Source organism: Pseudomonas oplopanacis, assembly GCF_057128725.1.
The window spans coordinates 748001-766827 of the sequence record NZ_JBSKHV010000002.1; the positions used below are offsets into that span (position 1 = coordinate 748001).

Here is an 18827-nt window from a genome sequence, read left to right on the forward strand (position 1 = left end):
TCTTGTCGTCAGGAATCTTCCATGCGTTTTCTTTCTAAATTTTTGTGTCTGAGCTGTTTTTCCCTTTTTAGCCTCGCGAGCCATGCCGAGAACGTGAAAGGTCTTTATCAGGTGCGCGAGCCTGTCACCAGTCAGTCGACTGAGGAACGTGATCAAGCGACCCAGCGGGCGCTGGACACGCTGGTGCTGCGCCTGACCGGCGATCCGAAGGCCGCGCAGAGCCCGGGGTTGGCGGCGCTACGCAAAGACCCTCAGCAGATCATCAGTCAATACGGCTTTGATGCGGGGCCGCCGGAAGTGTTGAAGGTCGATTTTGACCCGGCCACCACCGAGCAGGCGCTGCGTCGGGCGGGGCTGTCGTTGTGGGGCGCGAATCGGCCGTCGATCCTCGGCTGGTGGCTGAACGACTCCACCGAAGGTTCGAGCCTGGTGGGCGATGGCCAGGCCAGCGCGGCCCCGCTGCGGCGTGCGGCGCAGCACCGTGGTTTGCCGTTGCGTTTGCCACTGGCGGATTTGAGTGAGCAGTTGGTGGCGACCGCGCCGACGCTTGAAGGTGCGGATGCGACGCCGCTGCACAATGCCTCGGAACGTTACAACGCTGACGCATTGCTCGCGGTGCATGCCAAGGAAGAGGGTGGCCAGTGGCAGGCCAAGTGGAATTTGTGGCTGGGCGACAAGAAAGAAGCGGGCAGTGTGCAAGGCGCGGATCAGGCTGCCGTGGCTGATGCCGTGATGCTGGCGGTCAGCGAGCGACTGGCGCCGCGGTTTGTCGTCAAGGCTGGCGGGGCTTCGGGCGAGCAATTGCTGGAAGTGCAAGGCATGAACCTGGAACGCTACGCGGCGCTGGGGCGCTTGCTCGACCCCTTTGGTGCGCGCCTACAAAGTGTTGACGGTGATCGCATCCTTTACCGGGTGAACGGCAGCGCCGAGCAGCTGCGCTCGCAGTTGTCGCTGGCCAAGTTGCAGGAAGTGCCGGCCGGTGAGGCGCCTGCGCCCGTCGCCCCGGTTCAGCCAGTGGCGCAAGGTTCGGCGCCGGCCGTAGCGCCGGCTGTGGCACCGACGCCACAGTTGCGATTCCGCTGGTAAGGTTTTCTTTCTTTATATAGATGCATATGGAGTGGTACATGGCCGATACGCGCCGTTGGTTCTGGTTGGGTGGAGTGGTTCTGCTCTGCGCGTTTGTCTGGCTGCTGCATCCGATCCTGACGCCATTTCTGGTGGCGCTGCTGCTGGCCTATCTGTTCGATCCGCTGGTGGATCGGCTGGAGAGGGCCGGGCTTTCAAGGACGTGGGGCGTGGTGGCGGTGTTTGCGCTGTTCACCCTGATTTTCACCACGCTGCTGCTGGTGTTGGTGCCGCTGCTGGCCAGGCAGTTGTTTCGTTTGTATGAGTTGGCACCGCAAATGCTCGACTGGCTGCAGCACACCGCATTGCCGTGGGCGCAGTCGAAGTTCGGGTTGTCGGAGGGCTTCTGGAAGTTCGACAAGCTCAAGGCCGCAATCAGTGAGCACGTGGGCCAGACCAGCGACATTGTCGGTGTGGTGTTGAGTCAGGCCACCGCGTCGGGTCTCGCGCTGATTGGCTGGTTGGCCAATCTGGTATTGATCCCGGTGGTGAGTTTCTACCTGCTGCGGGACTGGGACCTGATGGTGGCGAAGATCCGCAGCCTGCTGCCGCGCGATCGTGAAGAGCGGGTGGTCGAGCTCGCTGGTGAGTGTCATGAAGTGCTCGGCGCTTTCGTGCGCGGGCAATTGCTGGTGATGGTGGCGCTGGGCGTGATCTACGCGTCGGGCCTGATGCTGGTGGGGCTGGAGTTGGGGCTGTTGATCGGCTTGATCGCCGGTCTGGCCGCGATCGTGCCTTATATGGGCTTCGTCATCGGGATTGGCGCGGCGTTGATTGCCGGTCTGTTCCAGTTCGGCGGCGACCTTTATCCGATGTTGGGCATTGTCGCAGTGTTCATGGTCGGGCAAGCACTGGAAGGCATGGTGCTGACGCCATTGTTGGTCGGGGACCGGATCGGCCTGCACCCGGTGGCGGTGATTTTCGCCATTCTGGCGGGCGGCGAGCTGTTCGGTTTCACCGGTGTGTTGCTGGCGTTGCCTGTGGCGGCGGTGATCATGGTGCTGGTGCGCCATGTGCATGATTTGTATAAAGATTCTGAGATGTACAGTGGTGAGGATGAGCCGCAGTTGTAAGGATCACTGAAAGGTTGTCGCGGCCAACCCGGATCGTTGCCGGGTTGGCCTGCATCCCTCGCGTGGCTGTCACATGCGCCGCCAACAAAACTGTCATAAAACCAGTGCGTTAACGCAAACCTTTGATTTTGCTTGTGGTCTGTCGCATTGTGCGACCAGCGTCACGGGTATAAACTTCGCAAACTTTACACAGAGGCCACTAACGGTTCCTTTGGAACTGTTCAGTCAGCATGAAACCGATTCAGCTGCCCCTAGGTGTGCGTCTGCGTGATGACGCTACCTTTATCAATTACTACCCAGGCGCCAATGCCGCTGCACTCGGCTATGTCGAGCGGCTATGCGAAGCCGACGCCGGGTGGACCGAAAGCCTGATTTATCTCTGGGGCAAGGACGGGGTAGGGCGTACGCACTTGTTGCAGGCGGCCTGCCTGCGCTTCGAGCAGTTGGGAGAGCCGGCGGTGTACCTGCCATTGGCCGAACTGCTGGACCGTGGCATCTCGATTCTCGATAACCTCGAACAATACGAACTGGTCTGCCTGGATGATTTACAGGCAGTTGCCGGCAGGGCGGATTGGGAAGAGGCGCTGTTCCATCTGTTCAATCGCCTGCGCGATAGCGGTCGGCGCCTGCTGATCGCCGCGTCGACCTCACCGCGTGAACTGCCGGTGAAGCTGGCGGATTTGAAGTCGCGCTTGACCCTGGCACTGATCTTTCAGATGCGTCCGCTCTCCGACGAAGACAAATTGCGTGCCTTGCAATTGCGTGCGTCGCGTCGTGGGCTGCACCTGACCGATGAAGTCGGGCATTTTATTTTGACCCGCGGTACTCGCAGCATGAGTGCGCTGTTCGAGCTGCTTGAGCGTCTCGATCAGGCCTCTCTTCAAGCTCAGCGCAAGCTGACCATCCCCTTTCTGAAAGAAACTCTTGGCTGGTAAAGTCTAAGCCTGGCAGGGGTTTCGGCATATTTCAGGCGCCAGGAAATGCGCTTTCCTACAGGGCTGCAGGCTGCGCAAGCGTTTAAAATGGGCTTAAGCGCTTAGATGTTAACGAGAAACCGATAAGTCACATAAAGTTCGATTGAATTTGCAAATGAGGATGATAGCGGGCATAGTCTCGACTTCTTTACAACTATCAGCCACGGTCGTGCCCATGCTAAAGCGCTTCGCACCCCTCGTGCCTCTCGCACTCGTCACCCTGTTGTTCGGTTGCGCTGCTCACTCTCCAGTGTCCCAGCAAGAGCAACAACAGCAGGTTAAAAATTCAGTTACCGCGCAATCCTCTTCCGTTCTTTTCCAGGAAGAGCTGGCCACCGATAAAGAACTGGCTGACTTCGCCGATGGCAAGTCGTACCAGCTTCCGGTTCTGGCCGACAGCATCCTTGAACGTGGCATGTCCCTGATCGGTACCCGTTACCGTTTCGGCGGTACCTCTGAAGCCGGTTTCGATTGCAGCGGCTTCATCGGTTATCTGTTCCGTGAAGAAGCGGGCATGAACTTGCCACGCTCCACTCGCGAAATGATCAACGTGGACGCACCTCTGGTCGCTCGCAGCGCGCTGAAGCCGGGCGACCTGCTGTTCTTCGCCACCAACGGTCGTCGCGGTCGCGTCAGTCACGCCGGGATTTATCTGGGTGACAACCAGTTCATCCACTCCAGCAGCCGCAAAAGCGGTGGTGTCCGGGTCGATAGCCTGGGCGACAGCTACTGGAGCAAGACCTTCATCGAAGCCAAGCGCGCCCTCGCGATGGCCCCGACCGTGGTCACCGCTCGCAAGTAAACTTACAGTTTGTAAGGCGAAGTTAAAGTCTTACTTGAAGTTTGCCGCATAGCCGCTAGAATCCTGATCTATTATTGATGGCAAACCGCCTGCGTCCAACGCAGGCGGTTTTCTTTTCTGTCTTCCCGGCAGAAAAAGCCGCAGCCAGATCAGGATGTTCTGCTTATGACGATGTCGGCCCGCCTCGCACTCATGTTCTTCGCAGCGCTGCTCAGCGCATGCGCCAGCCGCACACCGCCTCCTGCGCCGGTGGTTCGCGCACCCATCGTCTTTGGTTCTTCCCAGGCATTCTCCCCCGAGGCGGAAGAAGTGTTGTTCCGTGCATTGGGGCTCGTGGGCACGCCTTACCGCTGGGGCGGCAATACACCCGACTCGGGGTTCGATTGCAGTGGGCTGATCGGCTACGTCTACCGGGATGCCGCCGGCATTTCCCTGCCGCGTACCACGCGTGAAATGATCAGCATGCAAGCCGCCAATGTGGGCAAGGAAGGTTTGCAAACTGGGGACCTGATTTTCTTCGCCACCAATGGCGGCTCTCAGGTCAGCCATGCCGGGATTTACGTCGGCGAAGGGCGCTTCGTTCATGCACCGGCCACGGGTGGCACGGTGAAGCTCGACAGCCTGTCCAAGGCGTACTGGCAGAAGGCTTACCTGAGCGCCAAGCGCGTTCTGCAGCCCGAGCACCTGGCGCGTAATCCCTAGTCCCACCGCCGGCGGTTATTTTGTGGCAGTCACGCGCCACACCTTGTTCCCCACATCATCCGCCACCAGCAAGCCACCTTGCTGATCGATCACCACGCCCACCGGCCGGCCCATGGCGTCTTCGTCTTTATTGAGGAATCCCGTCAGCACATCCACCGGTTGCCCGGTCGGTTTGCCACCTGCGAACGGCACGAAAATCACTTTGTAGCCACTGTGCGGCTTGCGGTTCCACGAGCCATGCTGGCCGATGAAGGCGCCTTCCTTGAATTGCGCGGGCAAGGTGTTGCCTTCTGCGAACGTCAGGCCCAACGACGCGGTGTGCGGGCCGACCGCGTAGTCCGGCGCGATGGCCTTGGCCACCAGGTCCGGGTTTTGCGGCTCGACGCGAATGTCGACATGTTGGCCGTAGTAGCTGAAGGGCCAGCCGTAGAACGCGCCATCCTTGACCGAAGTGATGTAGTCCGGCACCAGGTCGCTGCCAATCTCGTCGCGCTCGTTGACTGCCGTCCACAGTGCGCCGCTACGAGGCTCCCAGGCCAAACCGTTGGGGTTGCGAATCCCTGAGGCAAATATCCGGTGATTGCCGGTGGCACGGTCCACTTCCCAGATCGCCGCGCGGCCTTCTTCCTTGTCGAGGCCGTTTTCGCCGACGTTGCTGTTCGAGCCCACGGTGACGTACAGCTTGCTGCCGTCCTTGCTGGCGATGACGTTTTTGGTCCAGTGATGATTCAGCGTGCCTCCCGGCAGATCGACCACCTTGATCGGCGGCGACTTGATCGCGGTGTCACCGTTTTCATAGTGGAAACGCAACAAGCGGTCGGTGTCGGCCACGTACAGGTCATTGCCGACCAGCGTCATGCCAAACGGCGAATTGAGGTTTTCCAGGAACACTGTACGAGTTTCGGCGATGCCGTCGTGGTCCTTGTCTCGCAGCAGCGTGATGCGATTCGCACTGGGGACGGTGGCGCCGGCGCGGCCCATGGTTTTCTTCATGACCCAGCCACGAATGCCTTTGCCGTCATCGGGTTTGGGCGGCGCGTTGGTTTCGGCCACCAGCACATCACCGTTAGGCAGCACGTAGAGCCAGCGCGGGTGATCGAGGCTTTCAGCGAAGGCCGCCACTTGAGTGCCGGCGGCAGCGGTGGGTTTCGCGCCGGCCGGCCAGCCGATCGCCGGGGCGATGTTCACCGTCGGGATCAGGGTTTTATTCGGTTCGGGCAGCTTGGGTGACGGGCCGGTGCCGTCGGAGACTTGCAGGCTGGAGGTTTCACCACAGGCGGCGAGCCCTCCGGCGAGCACGATGACGAGAACGAGCGGGGGCTTGCGCATGCTGGTCTTCCCTATGAATGCAGTGTCTTAATTCATAGAGAAGATAAACGCAGCGATGGTTCAATGGTCAGCCGCGAGCTTCCTTGAGCAGCACCGCGATACCGGGGTGATAGTTTCCGGCTTCGTTGCGCAACTTGCGGTAGGCGTAAGGGAAATACCAGGCCACAGCGCAGCAGTGTTCCTTTTGCAGGTCGTCGACCATGTCCTGAAGTTCTTCGGGGGTCGCGCTCTGCTGGGCTTTTTGCGGAGCCACGAACAGGCAGCCGAGTTTCAGGTCGCTGGCGTAGCTGATGCGTTTGGCATCGCTGGTGATGTCCTGCAGTGCCTGGGTCAGATTCAGGCTGTTGACCTTGGGCCAGCGTTGAGTGGCCTGAAAGTAGGCGCGCTCTTCGGCGGTGGCGATAAACAGGTCGGCGCGGGCATTGCGCTCGCCTTCTTCGTTCTGTTTACGCGTCGTGGTGTTTTGCAGCGTGACCATTTCCGCCATCCACGCAGCGGCATTGAGCAGGCCAAGGTTGGCCTTTTCGTCATGCCAGTAAGGCGCTTCGTTATCGCCGCGAACCGAGTTGTAGCGGTCGATACAGTCAAACCAGCGTTCCAGCACCGGTCGCAGGAATTCCAGCTTCGGATTGCTGATAATCATGCCTTGCATGTTGCTCACCCTTGTAATTGTGTTGTTGGGTTTGTGGCTCTTTGATATCACTGCTGACAGTGTGGCGCAAGATTGGCGTCAGTAAATGGATCGGCGGCAGTATATCGCTCGCCGGAGCTTTGTCTTCATTTGACGCTCCACCCCCAACCCTCTAACCTTCGCGGCTTGTTTCAGGTGCTCTGTGGCCGTGGCCGACAGAGTGAAACAGGGAAGCCGGTGAGTGACTATCGTCAAGCGACGAAACGTCACGATCCCGGCGCTGCCCCCGCAACGGTAAATGAGTGAAGACTGCGCCTTGAGCCACTGTGTCGAAGCCGACATGGGAAGGCGCGCAGTCAGGTGAAAGCCGCTCATGAGCCCGGAGACCGGCCTGATTCATCCAGCGGCATCACGGTGGGCGATGCCAGGCTTCTTGCCGTCTATTCTTGTGCCTGCCCGCCGTTATCCAGCCTCAACGGAGAGCTCCCCCATGACCGATACCCCAGATCGTGACGAACGCCATTTGGCGCGCATGCAGCGCAAAAAAGCCGTGATCGACGAACGCATTGCCAATTCCCCGAACGAGTGCGGCTTGTTGCTGGTGCTGACCGGCAACGGCAAAGGCAAAAGCAGTTCGGCGTTCGGCATGCTCGCCCGCTCCATGGGCCACGGCATGCAGTGCGGTGTGGTGCAATTCATCAAGGGCCGCAACAGCACCGGCGAAGAACTGTTCTTCCGCCGCTTCCCGGAACAAGTGCGTTTCCATGTCATGGGAGAGGGATTCACCTGGGAAACCCAGGACCGCCAGCGTGACATCGCCGCCGCCGAAGCCGCCTGGGCGGTGTCCCGCGAATTGCTCAACGATCCGTCGATTGGCCTGGTGGTGCTGGATGAGCTGAACATAGCCCTCAAGCACGGCTACCTCGACCTCGATCAGGTGCTCAGTGATTTGCAGGCACGTCCGCCGATGCAACATGTGGTGGTGACCGGTCGCGGCGCCAAGCCGGAAATGATCGAACTCGCCGACACCGTCACCGAAATGGGCGTGATCAAGCACGCGTTCCAGGCCGGGATCAAAGCGCAAAAAGGCGTCGAGCTGTGAATACTACTTTATGAAAAACAGTCGTCACTGCCCGGCGGTACTGATTGCCGCGCCGGCCTCCGGTCAGGGCAAGACCACCGTCACTGCTGCGCTGGCCCGTTTGCATCGCAATCAGGGGCGCAAGGTGCGCGTATTCAAATGCGGCCCGGACTTTCTCGACCCGATGATTCTCGAGCGCGCCAGCGGTGCGCCGGTGTATCAACTGGACATGTGGATGGTCGGCGAGCAGGAAAGTCGTCGACTGTTGTGGGAAGCCGCCGCTGAAGCCGACTTGATCCTCATCGAAGGCGTCATGGGCTTGTTCGACGGCACGCCTTCCAGCGCTGACCTGGCGCGGCACTTTGGTGTGCCGGTGCTCGCGGTGATCGATGGCACCGCCATGGCCCAGACCTTTGGTGCATTGGCGTTGGGGCTGGCGAAGTATCAGCCGGACTTGCCGTTTGCCGGCGTATTGGCCAACCGCGTCGGCACGTTACGTCATGCGCAACTGCTCGAAGGCAGCCTCACCGAAGGTTTGCGTTGGTACGGCGCGTTGTCGCGGGAAACCGGGATCGAATTGCCGAGCCGGCATCTGGGCCTGGTGCAGGCCAGTGAGCTGAACGATCTCGATCTGCGTCTTGATGCGGCGGCCGATGCGTTGGCCAGCAGTTGCGAAGTCGCGCTGCCGCCAGCAGTTGAATTTGCCGCCCCTGATGTGATCCCTGCCGAGCCGTTGCTCGCGGGCGTGCGAATTGCCGTGGCCCGTGATGAAGCGTTCGCGTTCACCTACGGCGCGAGCCTGGATTTGCTGCGAGCCATGGGCGCCGAGTTGCGGTTTTTCTCGCCGATCCGTGACAGCCAATTACCAGAGGCAGACAGCTTGTATCTGCCGGGTGGTTATCCGGAATTGCACCATGTTGCACTGTCGCAGAACACCACGATGCTCGACGCGATTCGTGCGCATCATACGGCCGGTAAACCGCTGTTGGCCGAGTGTGGCGGCATGTTGTATTTGCTCGACTCGCTGACCGATGTCGACGGCACTCGCGCCGAACTGGTGGGCTTGCTGAAGGGCGATGCGGTGATGCAAAAGCGTCTGGCCGCGTTGGCGTTGCAAGCGGTGGAATTGCCGGAAGGTTCGTTGCGCGGGCACACGTATCACCATTCGCTGACCAGCACCGAGCTTGAACCGATTGCGCGTGGCCTGAGCCCGAATGGTGGGCGGGGAGCGGAGGCGGTTTATCGTGAGGGGCGGATGACGGCTTCTTATGTGCACTTTTATTTTCCGTCAAACCCTTCAGCGGTAGCCGCATTGTTTGCGCCTGACCTTGAGATCGCCATCGCGAGCAGGCTCACTCCTACAATGGATCACCTGAACCCTGTGGGAGCGAGCCTGCTCGCGAAGAGGCCATGACTGACAACGCATTCAGTCAGGTCGAACGCGCAGCGGTCTACCGCGCCATCGGCGAACGCCGTGACATGCGTCACTTCAGCGGCGGCACGGTCGAGCCCGAGTTGTTGCGACGCCTGCTCGAAGCCGCACACCAGGCGCCCAGCGTCGGTCTGATGCAGCCCTGGCGTTTCATCCGCATCAGCGACCGGGTCCTGCGCGGCAAGATCCAGTCGCTGGTGGAAGAAGAACGCATCCGCACCGCCGAAGCCCTCGGCGAGCGCACCGACGAATTCATGAAGCTCAAGGTCGAAGGCATCAGTGACTGTGCCGAAGTGCTGGTCGCCGCGCTGATGGATGATCGCGAGCGTCACATCTTCGGCCGTCGCACCTTGCCGGAAATGGACATGGCCTCGTTGTCCTGCGCGATTCAAAATCTGTGGCTGGCCTCCCGCGCCGAAGGCCTGGGCATGGGCTGGGTGTCGCTGTTCGAGCCGCAAGCGCTGGCGGACCTGCTGGGATTGCCGGCCGGGGCCAAGCCGTTGGCGGTTCTTTGTCTGGGGCCGGTCAAGGAATTCTATCCGGCGCCGATGCTGGTACTCGAAGGCTGGGCGCAAGCGCGTCCGCTCAGTGAGTTGCTGTACGAAAATTATTGGGGAGTGAGTCAATGAGTGTGGCGTTATTGAGTGTCGCCGCAGTGGCGCTGGACGCGCTGCTGGGTGAACCCAAACGCTGGCATCCGCTGGTGGCGTTCGGTCGTTTTGCCGAGCGCATCGAGCAACGTTTCAATGGGGAAGGTCGCGGCTGGCGCAGCCATGGCGTCACCGCGTGGGTGATGGCGGTCGTGCCGCTGACGTTGCTCGCCACAGCGTTGTCCTGGGCGCCTTATGTCGGTTGGGTCGTCGAGATTCTTGCGCTGTATTGCGCCCTCGGCATGCGCAGCCTCGGCGAACACATCGAGCCGGTGGCCAAGGCGCTGCGTAGCGATGATCTGGACGAAGCGCGTAAGCGTGTCGGTTATCTGGTCAGCCGCCAGACCAGCGAACTGGACGAGACCGAAGTCGCCCGTGCGGCCACCGAATCGGTGCTGGAGAATGGCAGCGATGCCGTGTTCGCCGCGCTGTTCTGGTTTGCCGTGGCCGGTGCGCCTGGGGTGGTTCTCTACCGATTGAGCAACACGTTGGATGCGATGTGGGGTTATCGCAATGAGCGCTTCGAACGCTTCGGCTGGGCCGCGGCGAAAATCGACGATGTCCTCAATTACATTCCTGCCCGCCTGGTGGCATTGACCTACGCGCTGCTGGGCAAAACCCGGCTGGCGTTGAAATGCTGGCGTACTCAAGGCCCGACCTGGGACAGCCCGAATGCCGGCCCGGTGATGGCGGCGGGCGCCGGTGCATTGGGCGTCGAGTTGGGCGGGGCGGCGATTTATCACGGCGAACTGCATCAACGTCCGCAACTGGGCGAAGGTGTGCCGGCGGATGCCGACTCCATTGATCGCGGCTGGCAATTGGTCCAGCGCGGGGTATGGTTATGGTTGCTGATTCTCTGCGTGGGGGCTGAATTCTATGCTTGAGCACGGTGGCCGGTTGCGCAAGGCGGCGCTCGAATACGGCATCGCAGAAGGTGATTGGCTCGACCTGTCCAGCGGCCTGGCGCCCTGGCCATTTCCGGTCCCGGACATCCCGCTGCGCGCCTGGGCACGCTTGCCGGAAACCGACGACGGCCTGGAGCAGGCGGCCTGCGACTATTACAGCGCGGCGCAAGTGCTGCCGGTGGCCGGTTCGCAGATGGCTATCCAGTTGCTGCCGCGATTGCGCCGTGCCGGCAAGGTCGGCGTGTTGTCGCCGTGTTATGCCGAGCACGCCGAAGCCTGGCGGCGCTGCGGCTACATCGTGCGTGAAGTGCTGGAGCAGGAAGTCGACTTCTTTATCGACAGCCTCGACGTGCTGGTGGTGGTCAACCCGAACAACCCGACCGGCCTGAGCCTGACCCCGAGTCGCCTGCTCGACTGGCACACCCGCCTGGCCTCGCGCGGTGGCTGGCTGGTGGTGGACGAGGCGTTCATGGACAACACGCCGCAGTTGAGTGTGGCGCCGTTTACCCATCTGGTCGGCTTGATCGTGTTGCGTTCGTTCGGCAAATTTTTTGGTCTGGCCGGCGTCCGGTTGGGCTTCGTACTGGCGGAACGCAAGCTGCTCAAACTGCTCGCTGAGCAAGTGGGGCCGTGGGCGGTCAGTGGGCCGACCCGAGTGATTGGCCGGGCTTGTCTGCTGGACACCGAAGGTCACGCCCGCCAACGCCAGCGCAGCGAAGAAGCCAGCGAACGTCTGGCGCGGCTGCTGGAGCAGTTCGGGTTCAAGCCGCAGGGCGGATGCGCCTTGTTCCAGTGGCTGATCACCGATCAAGCCGAGCAGTTGCATGAGTTCATGGCCCGTCAGGGCATTTTGCTGCGTTTGTTTGCGCACAACAGCAGCCTGCGTTTTGGCCTGCCCGCTGACGAAGCGGACTGGACTCGCCTGACGCAAGCCTTTGAAGCGTACGCCAAGGAAACCCGATGACCACGTTAATGGTGCAGGGCACCACGTCCGATGCCGGCAAAAGCACGCTGGTGACGGCGCTGTGTCGCTGGGTGGTGCGCCAGGGCGTAAGCGTCGTGCCGTTCAAGCCGCAGAACATGGCGCTCAACAGCGCGGTGACGGCGGACGGTGGTGAGATCGGTCGTGCGCAAGCCGTGCAAGCTCAAGCCGCCAACCTTGAACCGCACACCGACATGAACCCGGTACTGCTCAAACCCAACAGCGACACCGGCGCCCAAGTGATCATTCACGGGCGCGCGGTCACGACCATGAATGCCGTTGCCTATCACGACTACAAAGCCATCGCCATGCAAGCGGTGCTGGCTTCTCACGAACGCTTGAGCGCGGCGTATCCGGTGGTGATGGTCGAAGGCGCGGGCTCGCCGGCCGAGATCAATCTGCGGGCCGGCGATATCGCCAACATGGGCTTTGCCGAAGCGGTGGATTGCCCGGTGGTGTTGATCGCCGACATCAATCGCGGCGGGGTGTTCGCGCATCTGGTGGGCACGCTGGAGCTGCTGTCGCCGACCGAACAGGCGCGTGTCAAAGGCTTCATTATCAATCGTTTTCGTGGCGACATCGCCTTGCTGCAGCCCGGTCTCGACTGGCTCGAAGAACGCACCGGCAAACCGGTGATCGGTGTCCTGCCGTATGTGATGGATCTGCATCTGGAGGCTGAGGATGGCATCGATCAGCGCCAGACCGACAAGGCTGATCAGGTGCTGAAGGTCGTGGTGCCGGTGCTGCCGCGCATCAGCAACCACACCGATTTCGATCCACTGCGTTTGCATCCGCAAGTCGATCTGCAATTCATCGGCCCCGGCCAGACGATCCCGCCGGCCGACCTGATCATCCTGCCCGGCTCGAAAAGTGTGCGCAGCGACCTCGCGTATCTGCGGGCCAATGGCTGGGATTCGGCGATCAGTCGTCATCTGCGTTACGGCGGCAAAGTGCTGGGGGTTTGCGGCGGTTTGCAAATGCTCGGCGAGCACGTACACGACCCGTTGGGTCTGGAAGGTGAACCAGGTTCCAGCGCGGGTCTGGGGTTGCTGGCGTTTGCAACGCAGCTCGAAGAAGAGAAGCAGCTGCGCAATGTGCGCGGTCGTCTGGCGCTCGAAGGTGCGGCTGTCAGCGGCTACGAAATTCACGCCGGCGTGACCACCGGGCCGGCGTTGGAAAACGCCGCCGTGCAGTTGGCCGATGGTCGCTGCGATGGCGCGCAAAGTGTGGATGGGCAGATTTTCAGCACGTACCTGCATGGCCTGTTTGAATCGCCGGCGGCGTGCAGTGCGTTGCTGCGTTGGGCGGGGTTGCAGCATGTGCAGGAGGTCGATTACCACGCGTTGCGCGAGCGCGATATCGAACGGCTGGCGGATCTCGTGGAGAAGCATCTGGATACCGGGTTGTTGCGTGAACTCTGCGGGATATAGGGTGGTTTTGCTGGCCTCTTCGCGAGCAGGCTCGCTCCCACAGTTGACCGCATTCCACTGTGGGAGCGAGCCTGCTCGCGAAGACGGAAGTCGCCTCACCGCACATTTATAGGATGTCACCATGCTTCAACTGATCCTCGGCGGCGCCCGCTCCGGCAAAAGTCGACTGGCCGAAAAACTCGCCACCGACAGCCAGCTGGCCGTGACCTACATCGCCACCAGCCAACCGCTGGACGGCGAAATGAACGACCGCGTCGCCCATCACCGTGCCCGTCGCCCAGCCGAATGGGCGTTGATCGAAGAACCGGTCGAACTCGCCCGCGTCCTGCGCGAAACCGCCAGCGCCAATCGATGCCTGTTGGTGGATTGCCTGACGCTGTGGATGACCAATCTGCTGATGCTCGACGACGCCGAACGCCTCAACGCTGAGCGTGAAGCCCTGCTGGACTGCCTGGCTTCGTTGCCGGGTGAAATCATTTTTGTCAGCAACGAGACCGGAATGGGTGTCGTGCCGCTGGGCGAATTGACTCGCCGCTATGTCGATGAAGCCGGTTGGCTGCATCAAGCCTTGGCCGAGCGCTGCCACCGTGTCGTCCTGACCGTCGCCGGCCTGCCCCTGACTTTGAAAGGAACTGCGTTATGACTCAATCCTGGTGGCTGAACCCGTGCAAGCCGATCGATGCGCAAGCCGTCGAACAGGCGCAGGCGCGTCAACAGCAGCTGACCAAGCCTGCCGGCTCCCTCGGTCGACTGGAATCGGTGGCGGTGCAATTGGCCGGGTTGCAGGGGCAGGTCAAGCCGAGCCTGGAGCACCTGTGGATCGCGATTTTTGCCGGCGACCATGGTGTCGTGGCCGAAGGCGTGTCGGCGTTTCCTCAGGAAGTGACCGGGCAGATGCTGCACAACTTCGTCACCGGCGGCGCGGCGATCAGCGTGTTGGCGCGGCAGTTGGGTGCTTCCCTGGAAGTGGTGGACCTGGGCACGGTGACGCCGACCTTGAGTCTGCCCGGCGTACGCCATTTGAACGTGGGCCCCGGTACGGCGAATTTTGTCAAAGGCCCGGCCATGACGGCAGCCCAGGGCGAACTCGCCCTGCAGGCCGGTCGCGACAGTGTGCAGCGCGCCATCGCAGCCGGGGCGCAGCTGTTCATCGGCGGTGAAATGGGCATTGGCAACACCACCGCCGCCAGTGCATTGGCCTGTGCCTTGCTCGATTGTCCGGTGGTGCATCTGGCCGGGCCGGGCACCGGTCTGGATGCGGCGGGCGTCAGCCACAAGGCTCAGGTCATCGAGCGCGCGTTGGCCCTGCACAGTGCTCAGCGCGGGGACGCGTTGCAGACATTGTTCAATCTGGGCGGTTTTGAAATTGGCGCGCTGGTGGGTGCCTATCTGGCGTGTGCGCAGGAAGGCGTGGCGGTACTGGTCGATGGATTCATTTGCAGCGTCGCGGCACTGGTGGCGGTGCGCTTGAATCCGGAGTGCCGCGCGTGGCTGCTGTTCGGCCATCGCGGCGCCGAACCGGGTCATCGTCATGTGCTGGAAACCCTGCACGCGGAACCATTGCTGGATCTTGGTTTGCGACTGGGCGAGGGCAGCGGTGCGGCGTTGGCCGTGCCGTTGTTGCGTCTGGCCTGCGACCTTCACGGGCAGATGGCGACCTTCGCCGAAGCGTCGGTTGCGGACCGTCCGGCATGACGTTGCACCTGGACCTGTTGCGCCATGGCGAGACCGAGCTCGGTGGCGGATTGCGTGGCAGTCTCGATGACGCGCTGACCGCAAAAGGCTGGGCGCAGATGCGCGCGGCGGTGATCGAACAGGGGCCGTGGGATCGATTGGTCAGTTCGCCGTTGCAGCGTTGTGCGCGCTTCGCTGAAGAGCTCGGTGCGCAACTGGGTTTGCCGGTTCACCTGGACAAAGACCTGCAAGAACTGCACTTCGGTGCCTGGGAAGGGCAGAGCGCAGCGGCGTTGATGGACACCGATGCTGAGGCATTGGGGCTGTTCTGGGCTGATCCCTATTCGTTTACGCCGCCGGATGGCGAGCGGGTGGCGGACTTTTCCGTTCGGGTATTGGCGGCCATCGAACGGCTGTCAGTTGCGCACGCAGGCGAGCGGGTTCTATTGATCAGCCATGGTGGGGTCATGCGTTTATTGCTGGCTCAGGCGCGGGGGTTGCCGCGTGAGCAGTTGCTCAATGTCGAAGTCGGTCATGGGGCGTTGTTTTCGTTGCGCGTCGAACCCGGCGTCATTCTCAAGGAAGCGATCTGACCATGCTGCCCTTCTGGATCGCCCTGCAATTTCTGAGCAGTCTGCCGATTCGCCTGCCCGGCATGCCGACGCCTCAGGAACTGGGCCGTTCGCTGCTGTTTTATCCGCTGGTGGGGCTGCTGTTCGGCGCGATTCTGTGGGCGCTGAATGGGTTTTTGCTGGGCGCGCCGTTGTTTTTGCATGCGGCGTTGTTGCTGACGGTTTGGGTCTTGCTCAGCGGCGGGTTGCACCTCGACGGTCTGGCCGATAGCGCCGACGCGTGGCTGGGTGGTTTTGGTGATCGGGAGCGCACGCTGACGATCATGAAGGACCCGCGCAGTGGACCGATTGCCGTGGTGACTTTGGTGTTGGTGTTGTTGCTGAAGTTCGCGGCGTTGCTGGCGTTGATCGAGCAGCAGCACGGTATTGTCCTGATCATCGTTCCGCTGATTGGCCGCAGCGCGATGCTGGGCTTGTTCCTGACCACGCCGTACGTGCGCGCAGGCGGGCTGGGGCAGGCACTGGCGGACCATCTGCCGCGATTGGCGGGTCAGCAGGTGTTGGCGGTCAGTGCGCTGGCGTGTGTGCTGATTGCGGGGCTCAGCGGTGTTTGGGCGCTGGTGCTGGCGGCAGTGGTTTTTGTGTGGCTGCGGCGGGTGATGCTGCGTCGATTGGGCGGGACGACGGGGGATACGGCGGGGGCGATGCTGGAGTTGCTGGAGATGGCGGTGCTGGTAGGATTGGCGTTGGTCTGATGGTTTATGTGCGGGATGTGCTGGCCTCTTCGCGAGCAGGCTCGCTCACACAGTTGATCGCATTCCCCCGTGGGAGCGAGCCTGCTCGCGAATACGGTCCGTCAGATACATCGATATCTTGATTTAACTCAACCGCGGGTATATACACGTACCATGCTCGACTCCCAATGTTTATGCATCAACCTGCGTCGCGCCGCCCGTGGCGTCAGCAGGCATTACGACGGCGCTCTCGACGGCTTCGGGATCAACGTTGCCCAGTATTCTTTGCTGTGCAATTTGCAGCGCCTGGATCAACCGAGTATTTCCACCCTCGCCGAAGCCATGGGCCTGGACCGCAGCACCCTCGGGCGCAATTTGCGTGTGCTGGAGGGCGAAGGGCTGGTGAAGCTGGTCGAGGGCGAGGACATGCGCAATCGCATCGTTCGCCTGACCGAGGCCGGTGCCGAACGCCTGGAGGCCGCCTTGCCGGCCTGGGAAGCAGCTCAACAACGGTTGATTGACCGACTGGGCGCTGAAAAACGCGAAACCTTGCTGCGACTGCTGGACGAACTGGCCTGAAGCCGGTTTTTCCGATCTTAAGCGGGTATATACCCGCTACCGGAGAACAAGAAATGACATCGATGTGGCGTACGTGCGGTTGGGTGTTGGTGGGGAGTGCGCTGATCCTCGCGTTGTCGTTGGGCGTGCGCCACGGCTTCGGGCTGTTTCTGGCGCCGATGAGTGCCGAGTTCGGCTGGGGGCGTGAGACCTTTGCGTTTGCCATCGCCTTGCAGAACCTGATCTGGGGCTTGGCGCAGCCCTTCACCGGCGCACTGGCCGACCGCTTCGGGGCGGCGAAAGTGGTACTGGTCGGTGGCGTATTTTATGCGCTGGGCCTGGTGTTCATGGGGATGTCCGACTCTGCCGTGACGCTGTCCCTGAGTGCGGGCCTGTTGATCGGCATCGGTCTGTCCGGCACTTCGTTCTCGGTGATCCTCGGTGTGGTCGGCCGTGCGGTGCCACCAGAGAAGCGCAGCATGGGCATGGGTATCGCCAGTGCCGCCGGCTCGTTTGGCCAGTTCGCGATGTTGCCCGGCACGTTGGGTTTGATCGGCTGGCTCGGCTGGTCAGCCGCGCTGTTGGTGCTGGGCCTGTTGGTGGCGTTGATCGTGCCGCTGGTGAGCATGCTCAAGGACAAGCCGCTGCCAACACTCGGTCATGAACAAACCCTCTCCGAGGCGCTGCGCGAAGCTTGCTCTCATTCGGGGTTCTGGCTGTTGGCGTTCGGCTTTTTCGTTTGCGGTTTCCAGGTGGTGTTCATCGGCGTGCATTTGCCGGCGTATCTGGTGGATCAACACCTTCCGGCCACGGTCGGCACCACGGTGCTGGCGCTCATCGGGTTGTTCAACATCTTCGGAACGTACACCGCCGGATGGCTAGGCGGGCGCATGTCCAAACCGCGTTTGCTCACCGGTTTGTACCTGTTGCGTGCGGTAGTGATCACGCTGTTCCTGTGGGCGCCGGTCACGACGACCACGTCGTACCTGTTCGGCATGGCCATGGGGTTCTTGTGGCTGTCGACCGTACCGCTGACCAACGGCACCGTGGCGACCTTGTTCGGTGTGCGCAACCTGTCCATGCTTGGCGGGATTGTGTTCCTGTTTCACCAGCTCGGTTCGTTTCTTGGCGGCTGGTTGGGCGGGGTGGTGTATGACCGGACCGGGAGCTATGACTTGATCTGGCAAGTGGCGATTCTCTTGAGCCTGTTGGCCGCCGCTCTGAACTGGCCGGTGCGTGAGCAGCCGGTGGCGCGCCTGCAAACACAGATGAGTGCGATATGAACAGTCTTTGGCCGCGAATCGCTGTAGCGGCTGTCTGCGCCTTGTTGCTGGCATTGTCATGGTGGGGCTGGCATCAGGGCGGCCTGGCGCTGATGCAGTTGGGCATGGGTGCTTGCTAGCGAACGGTGAGGGCGAGTAACTTCGTTTTTGACGACTTATCAAGGATGCACCGACATGCTGATGCGCTGGATTACCGTCCCCGCGTTGCTGATGGCAATGACCGGGCTGGCTCAGGCCGAGTGCCCTGAACTGCTGCAAGGTTCATTGCAAAAACTGCGGGCCAAGGAATCGATCGACCTGTGCCAACGGTTCGAGGGTAAACCGCTGGTGGTGGTCAATACCGCGAGCCACTGCGGTTTCGCCCCACAGTTCAAAAGCCTTGAGGCGCTCAATCAGCGCTTCAAGGGAGAGGGGCTGGAGGTGATTGGCGTTCCGTCCAACGATTTCAAGCAAGAGTCCAAGGACACCGCCGAAACCGCCAAGGTTTGTTATGTGAATTACGGCGTGACCTTCACCATGACCGAACCTCAGGCCGTGCGAGGCGACAACGCGACGCACCTGTTCAAGGTCCTGGCCGCGCAGAGCAGCGCACCGAAGTGGAATTTCTACAAATACGTGGTCGATCGCAAAGGCCAGGTAATCGCCAATTTCTCAAGCCTGACCAAACCCGATGATCCGGAGTTCATTGCCGCGGTGCAGCAAGCCCTGGCTTCCCAACCCTGATCAGCGGCCATTAAAAAGGTTCTTCACGGATTACCGGGAAAGACGCTCTTGATCTTCATGAAAAAGAATTCGCTATCCCGGTAACCGTATGCCATCCGTTTGATGACCTTTATTCGATTGTTTATACCTTCCAACTGCCCTGTGTGCATCGGCCAGCGAACCCGACT

At 61.3% G+C, this 18827-nt stretch carries 22 protein-coding genes and 1 riboswitch; of the genes, 19 read left to right on the forward strand and 3 right to left on the reverse strand.

The window, feature by feature from the left end:
- Nucleotides 1-21 precede the first annotated feature (21 nt).
- From ACWKV5_RS07840 to ACWKV5_RS07860, 5 genes are all read left to right on the forward strand, one after another.
- Nucleotides 22-1086 (forward strand): DUF2066 domain-containing protein, encoded by a 1065-nt coding sequence (locus ACWKV5_RS07840; protein ID WP_483840826.1) that lies wholly within the window; start codon nucleotides 22-24, stop codon nucleotides 1084-1086.
- A 38-nt stretch (nucleotides 1087-1124) separates the two neighbouring features.
- Nucleotides 1125-2198, forward strand: a complete 1074-nt coding sequence (locus ACWKV5_RS07845) for an AI-2E family transporter (protein WP_483840827.1) — start codon at nucleotides 1125-1127, stop codon at nucleotides 2196-2198.
- Between the two features lie 230 nt (nucleotides 2199-2428).
- Nucleotides 2429-3133, forward strand: coding sequence for a DnaA regulatory inactivator Hda (hda, locus tag ACWKV5_RS07850; RefSeq protein ID WP_010456804.1), 705 nt, complete (start codon nucleotides 2429-2431; stop codon nucleotides 3131-3133).
- Between the two features lie 214 nt (nucleotides 3134-3347).
- Complete coding sequence (locus tag ACWKV5_RS07855) at nucleotides 3348-3974, forward strand: C40 family peptidase (RefSeq protein WP_027922435.1); 627 nt, start codon at nucleotides 3348-3350, stop codon at nucleotides 3972-3974.
- Nucleotides 3975-4139: 165 nt separating this feature from the next.
- Nucleotides 4140-4676 carry a C40 family peptidase gene (locus ACWKV5_RS07860; RefSeq protein WP_027922436.1) on the forward strand — a complete coding sequence of 179 codons (537 nt, stop codon included), beginning with the start codon at nucleotides 4140-4142 and terminating at the stop codon, nucleotides 4674-4676.
- A gap of 15 nt (nucleotides 4677-4691) precedes the next feature.
- Here the strand turns inward: ACWKV5_RS07860 and ACWKV5_RS07865 are convergent, their stop codons facing one another.
- Entirely contained in the window at nucleotides 4692-6005 is a 1314-nt protein-coding gene (locus ACWKV5_RS07865; protein ID WP_483840828.1) for a PQQ-dependent sugar dehydrogenase, read from the reverse strand.
- A gap of 67 nt (nucleotides 6006-6072) precedes the next feature.
- On the reverse strand, nucleotides 6073-6657 hold the full coding sequence (locus tag ACWKV5_RS07870) for a hypothetical protein (protein ID WP_027922438.1): 585 nt from the start codon (nucleotides 6655-6657) through the stop codon (nucleotides 6073-6075).
- 155 nt (nucleotides 6658-6812) lie between these two features.
- Nucleotides 6813-7045: riboswitch (cobalamin riboswitch) on the forward strand.
- Between the two features lie 81 nt (nucleotides 7046-7126).
- Between ACWKV5_RS07870 and cobO the strand changes: the two genes are divergently transcribed.
- The 14 genes from cobO to ACWKV5_RS07940 all read left to right on the forward strand — a co-directional run bounded on the left by cobO (nucleotide 7127) and on the right by ACWKV5_RS07940 (nucleotide 18660).
- Nucleotides 7127-7738 (forward strand): cob(I)yrinic acid a,c-diamide adenosyltransferase, encoded by a 612-nt coding sequence (cobO, locus tag ACWKV5_RS07875; RefSeq protein WP_140670593.1) that lies wholly within the window; start codon nucleotides 7127-7129, stop codon nucleotides 7736-7738.
- 10 nt (nucleotides 7739-7748) lie between these two features.
- The gene (locus ACWKV5_RS07880) at nucleotides 7749-9131 is read left to right on the forward strand and encodes a cobyrinic acid a,c-diamide synthase CobB (RefSeq protein ID WP_483840829.1); all 1383 of its coding nucleotides are present in this window, start codon (nucleotides 7749-7751) and stop codon (nucleotides 9129-9131) included.
- Entirely contained in the window at nucleotides 9128-9778 is a 651-nt protein-coding gene (gene bluB / locus ACWKV5_RS07885) for a 5,6-dimethylbenzimidazole synthase (protein ID WP_483840830.1), read from the forward strand. Before ACWKV5_RS07880 ends, bluB begins: the two co-directional genes overlap by 4 nt.
- Nucleotides 9775-10683, forward strand: a complete 909-nt coding sequence (cbiB, locus tag ACWKV5_RS07890; RefSeq protein ID WP_483840831.1) for an adenosylcobinamide-phosphate synthase CbiB — start codon at nucleotides 9775-9777, stop codon at nucleotides 10681-10683. Before bluB ends, cbiB begins: the two co-directional genes overlap by 4 nt.
- The gene (gene cobD, locus ACWKV5_RS07895; protein ID WP_483840832.1) at nucleotides 10676-11668 is read left to right on the forward strand and encodes a threonine-phosphate decarboxylase CobD; all 993 of its coding nucleotides are present in this window, start codon (nucleotides 10676-10678) and stop codon (nucleotides 11666-11668) included. The genes cbiB and cobD overlap by 8 nt, the downstream gene beginning before the upstream one ends.
- Nucleotides 11665-13116: a cobyric acid synthase gene (locus ACWKV5_RS07900; RefSeq protein WP_483840833.1), complete on the forward strand. Its 1452-nt coding sequence runs from the start codon at nucleotides 11665-11667 to the stop codon at nucleotides 13114-13116. The genes cobD and ACWKV5_RS07900 overlap by 4 nt, the downstream gene beginning before the upstream one ends.
- A 121-nt stretch (nucleotides 13117-13237) precedes the next feature.
- The gene (gene cobU, locus ACWKV5_RS07905; protein WP_483840834.1) at nucleotides 13238-13759 is read left to right on the forward strand and encodes a bifunctional adenosylcobinamide kinase/adenosylcobinamide-phosphate guanylyltransferase; all 522 of its coding nucleotides are present in this window, start codon (nucleotides 13238-13240) and stop codon (nucleotides 13757-13759) included.
- A complete protein-coding gene (gene cobT, locus ACWKV5_RS07910) occupies nucleotides 13756-14811 on the forward strand; it encodes a nicotinate-nucleotide--dimethylbenzimidazole phosphoribosyltransferase (protein WP_483840835.1) in 1056 nt (351 codons plus the stop codon). Before cobU ends, cobT begins: the two co-directional genes overlap by 4 nt.
- The gene (gene cobC, locus ACWKV5_RS07915; protein WP_483840836.1) at nucleotides 14808-15383 is read left to right on the forward strand and encodes an alpha-ribazole phosphatase family protein; all 576 of its coding nucleotides are present in this window, start codon (nucleotides 14808-14810) and stop codon (nucleotides 15381-15383) included. The genes cobT and cobC overlap by 4 nt, the downstream gene beginning before the upstream one ends.
- A gap of 2 nt (nucleotides 15384-15385) precedes the next feature.
- Nucleotides 15386-16117, forward strand: coding sequence for an adenosylcobinamide-GDP ribazoletransferase (locus ACWKV5_RS07920; protein WP_483840837.1), 732 nt, complete (start codon nucleotides 15386-15388; stop codon nucleotides 16115-16117).
- 153 nt (nucleotides 16118-16270) lie between these two features.
- The gene (locus tag ACWKV5_RS07925; RefSeq protein WP_483840838.1) at nucleotides 16271-16675 is read left to right on the forward strand and encodes a MarR family winged helix-turn-helix transcriptional regulator; all 405 of its coding nucleotides are present in this window, start codon (nucleotides 16271-16273) and stop codon (nucleotides 16673-16675) included.
- A 53-nt stretch (nucleotides 16676-16728) separates the two neighbouring features.
- The gene (locus ACWKV5_RS07930) at nucleotides 16729-17937 is read left to right on the forward strand and encodes an MFS transporter (RefSeq protein ID WP_483840839.1); all 1209 of its coding nucleotides are present in this window, start codon (nucleotides 16729-16731) and stop codon (nucleotides 17935-17937) included.
- Nucleotides 17934-18056 (forward strand): hypothetical protein, encoded by a 123-nt coding sequence (locus tag ACWKV5_RS07935; protein WP_007977581.1) that lies wholly within the window; start codon nucleotides 17934-17936, stop codon nucleotides 18054-18056. The genes ACWKV5_RS07930 and ACWKV5_RS07935 overlap by 4 nt, the downstream gene beginning before the upstream one ends.
- Before the next feature lie 55 nt (nucleotides 18057-18111).
- Entirely contained in the window at nucleotides 18112-18660 is a 549-nt protein-coding gene (locus ACWKV5_RS07940; protein ID WP_483840840.1) for a glutathione peroxidase, read from the forward strand.
- A 23-nt stretch (nucleotides 18661-18683) separates the two neighbouring features.
- Here the strand turns inward: ACWKV5_RS07940 and ACWKV5_RS07945 are convergent.
- On the reverse strand, nucleotides 18684-18827 hold a 144-nt coding region (locus ACWKV5_RS07945), incomplete at its 5' end, for a transposase (RefSeq protein WP_146043833.1).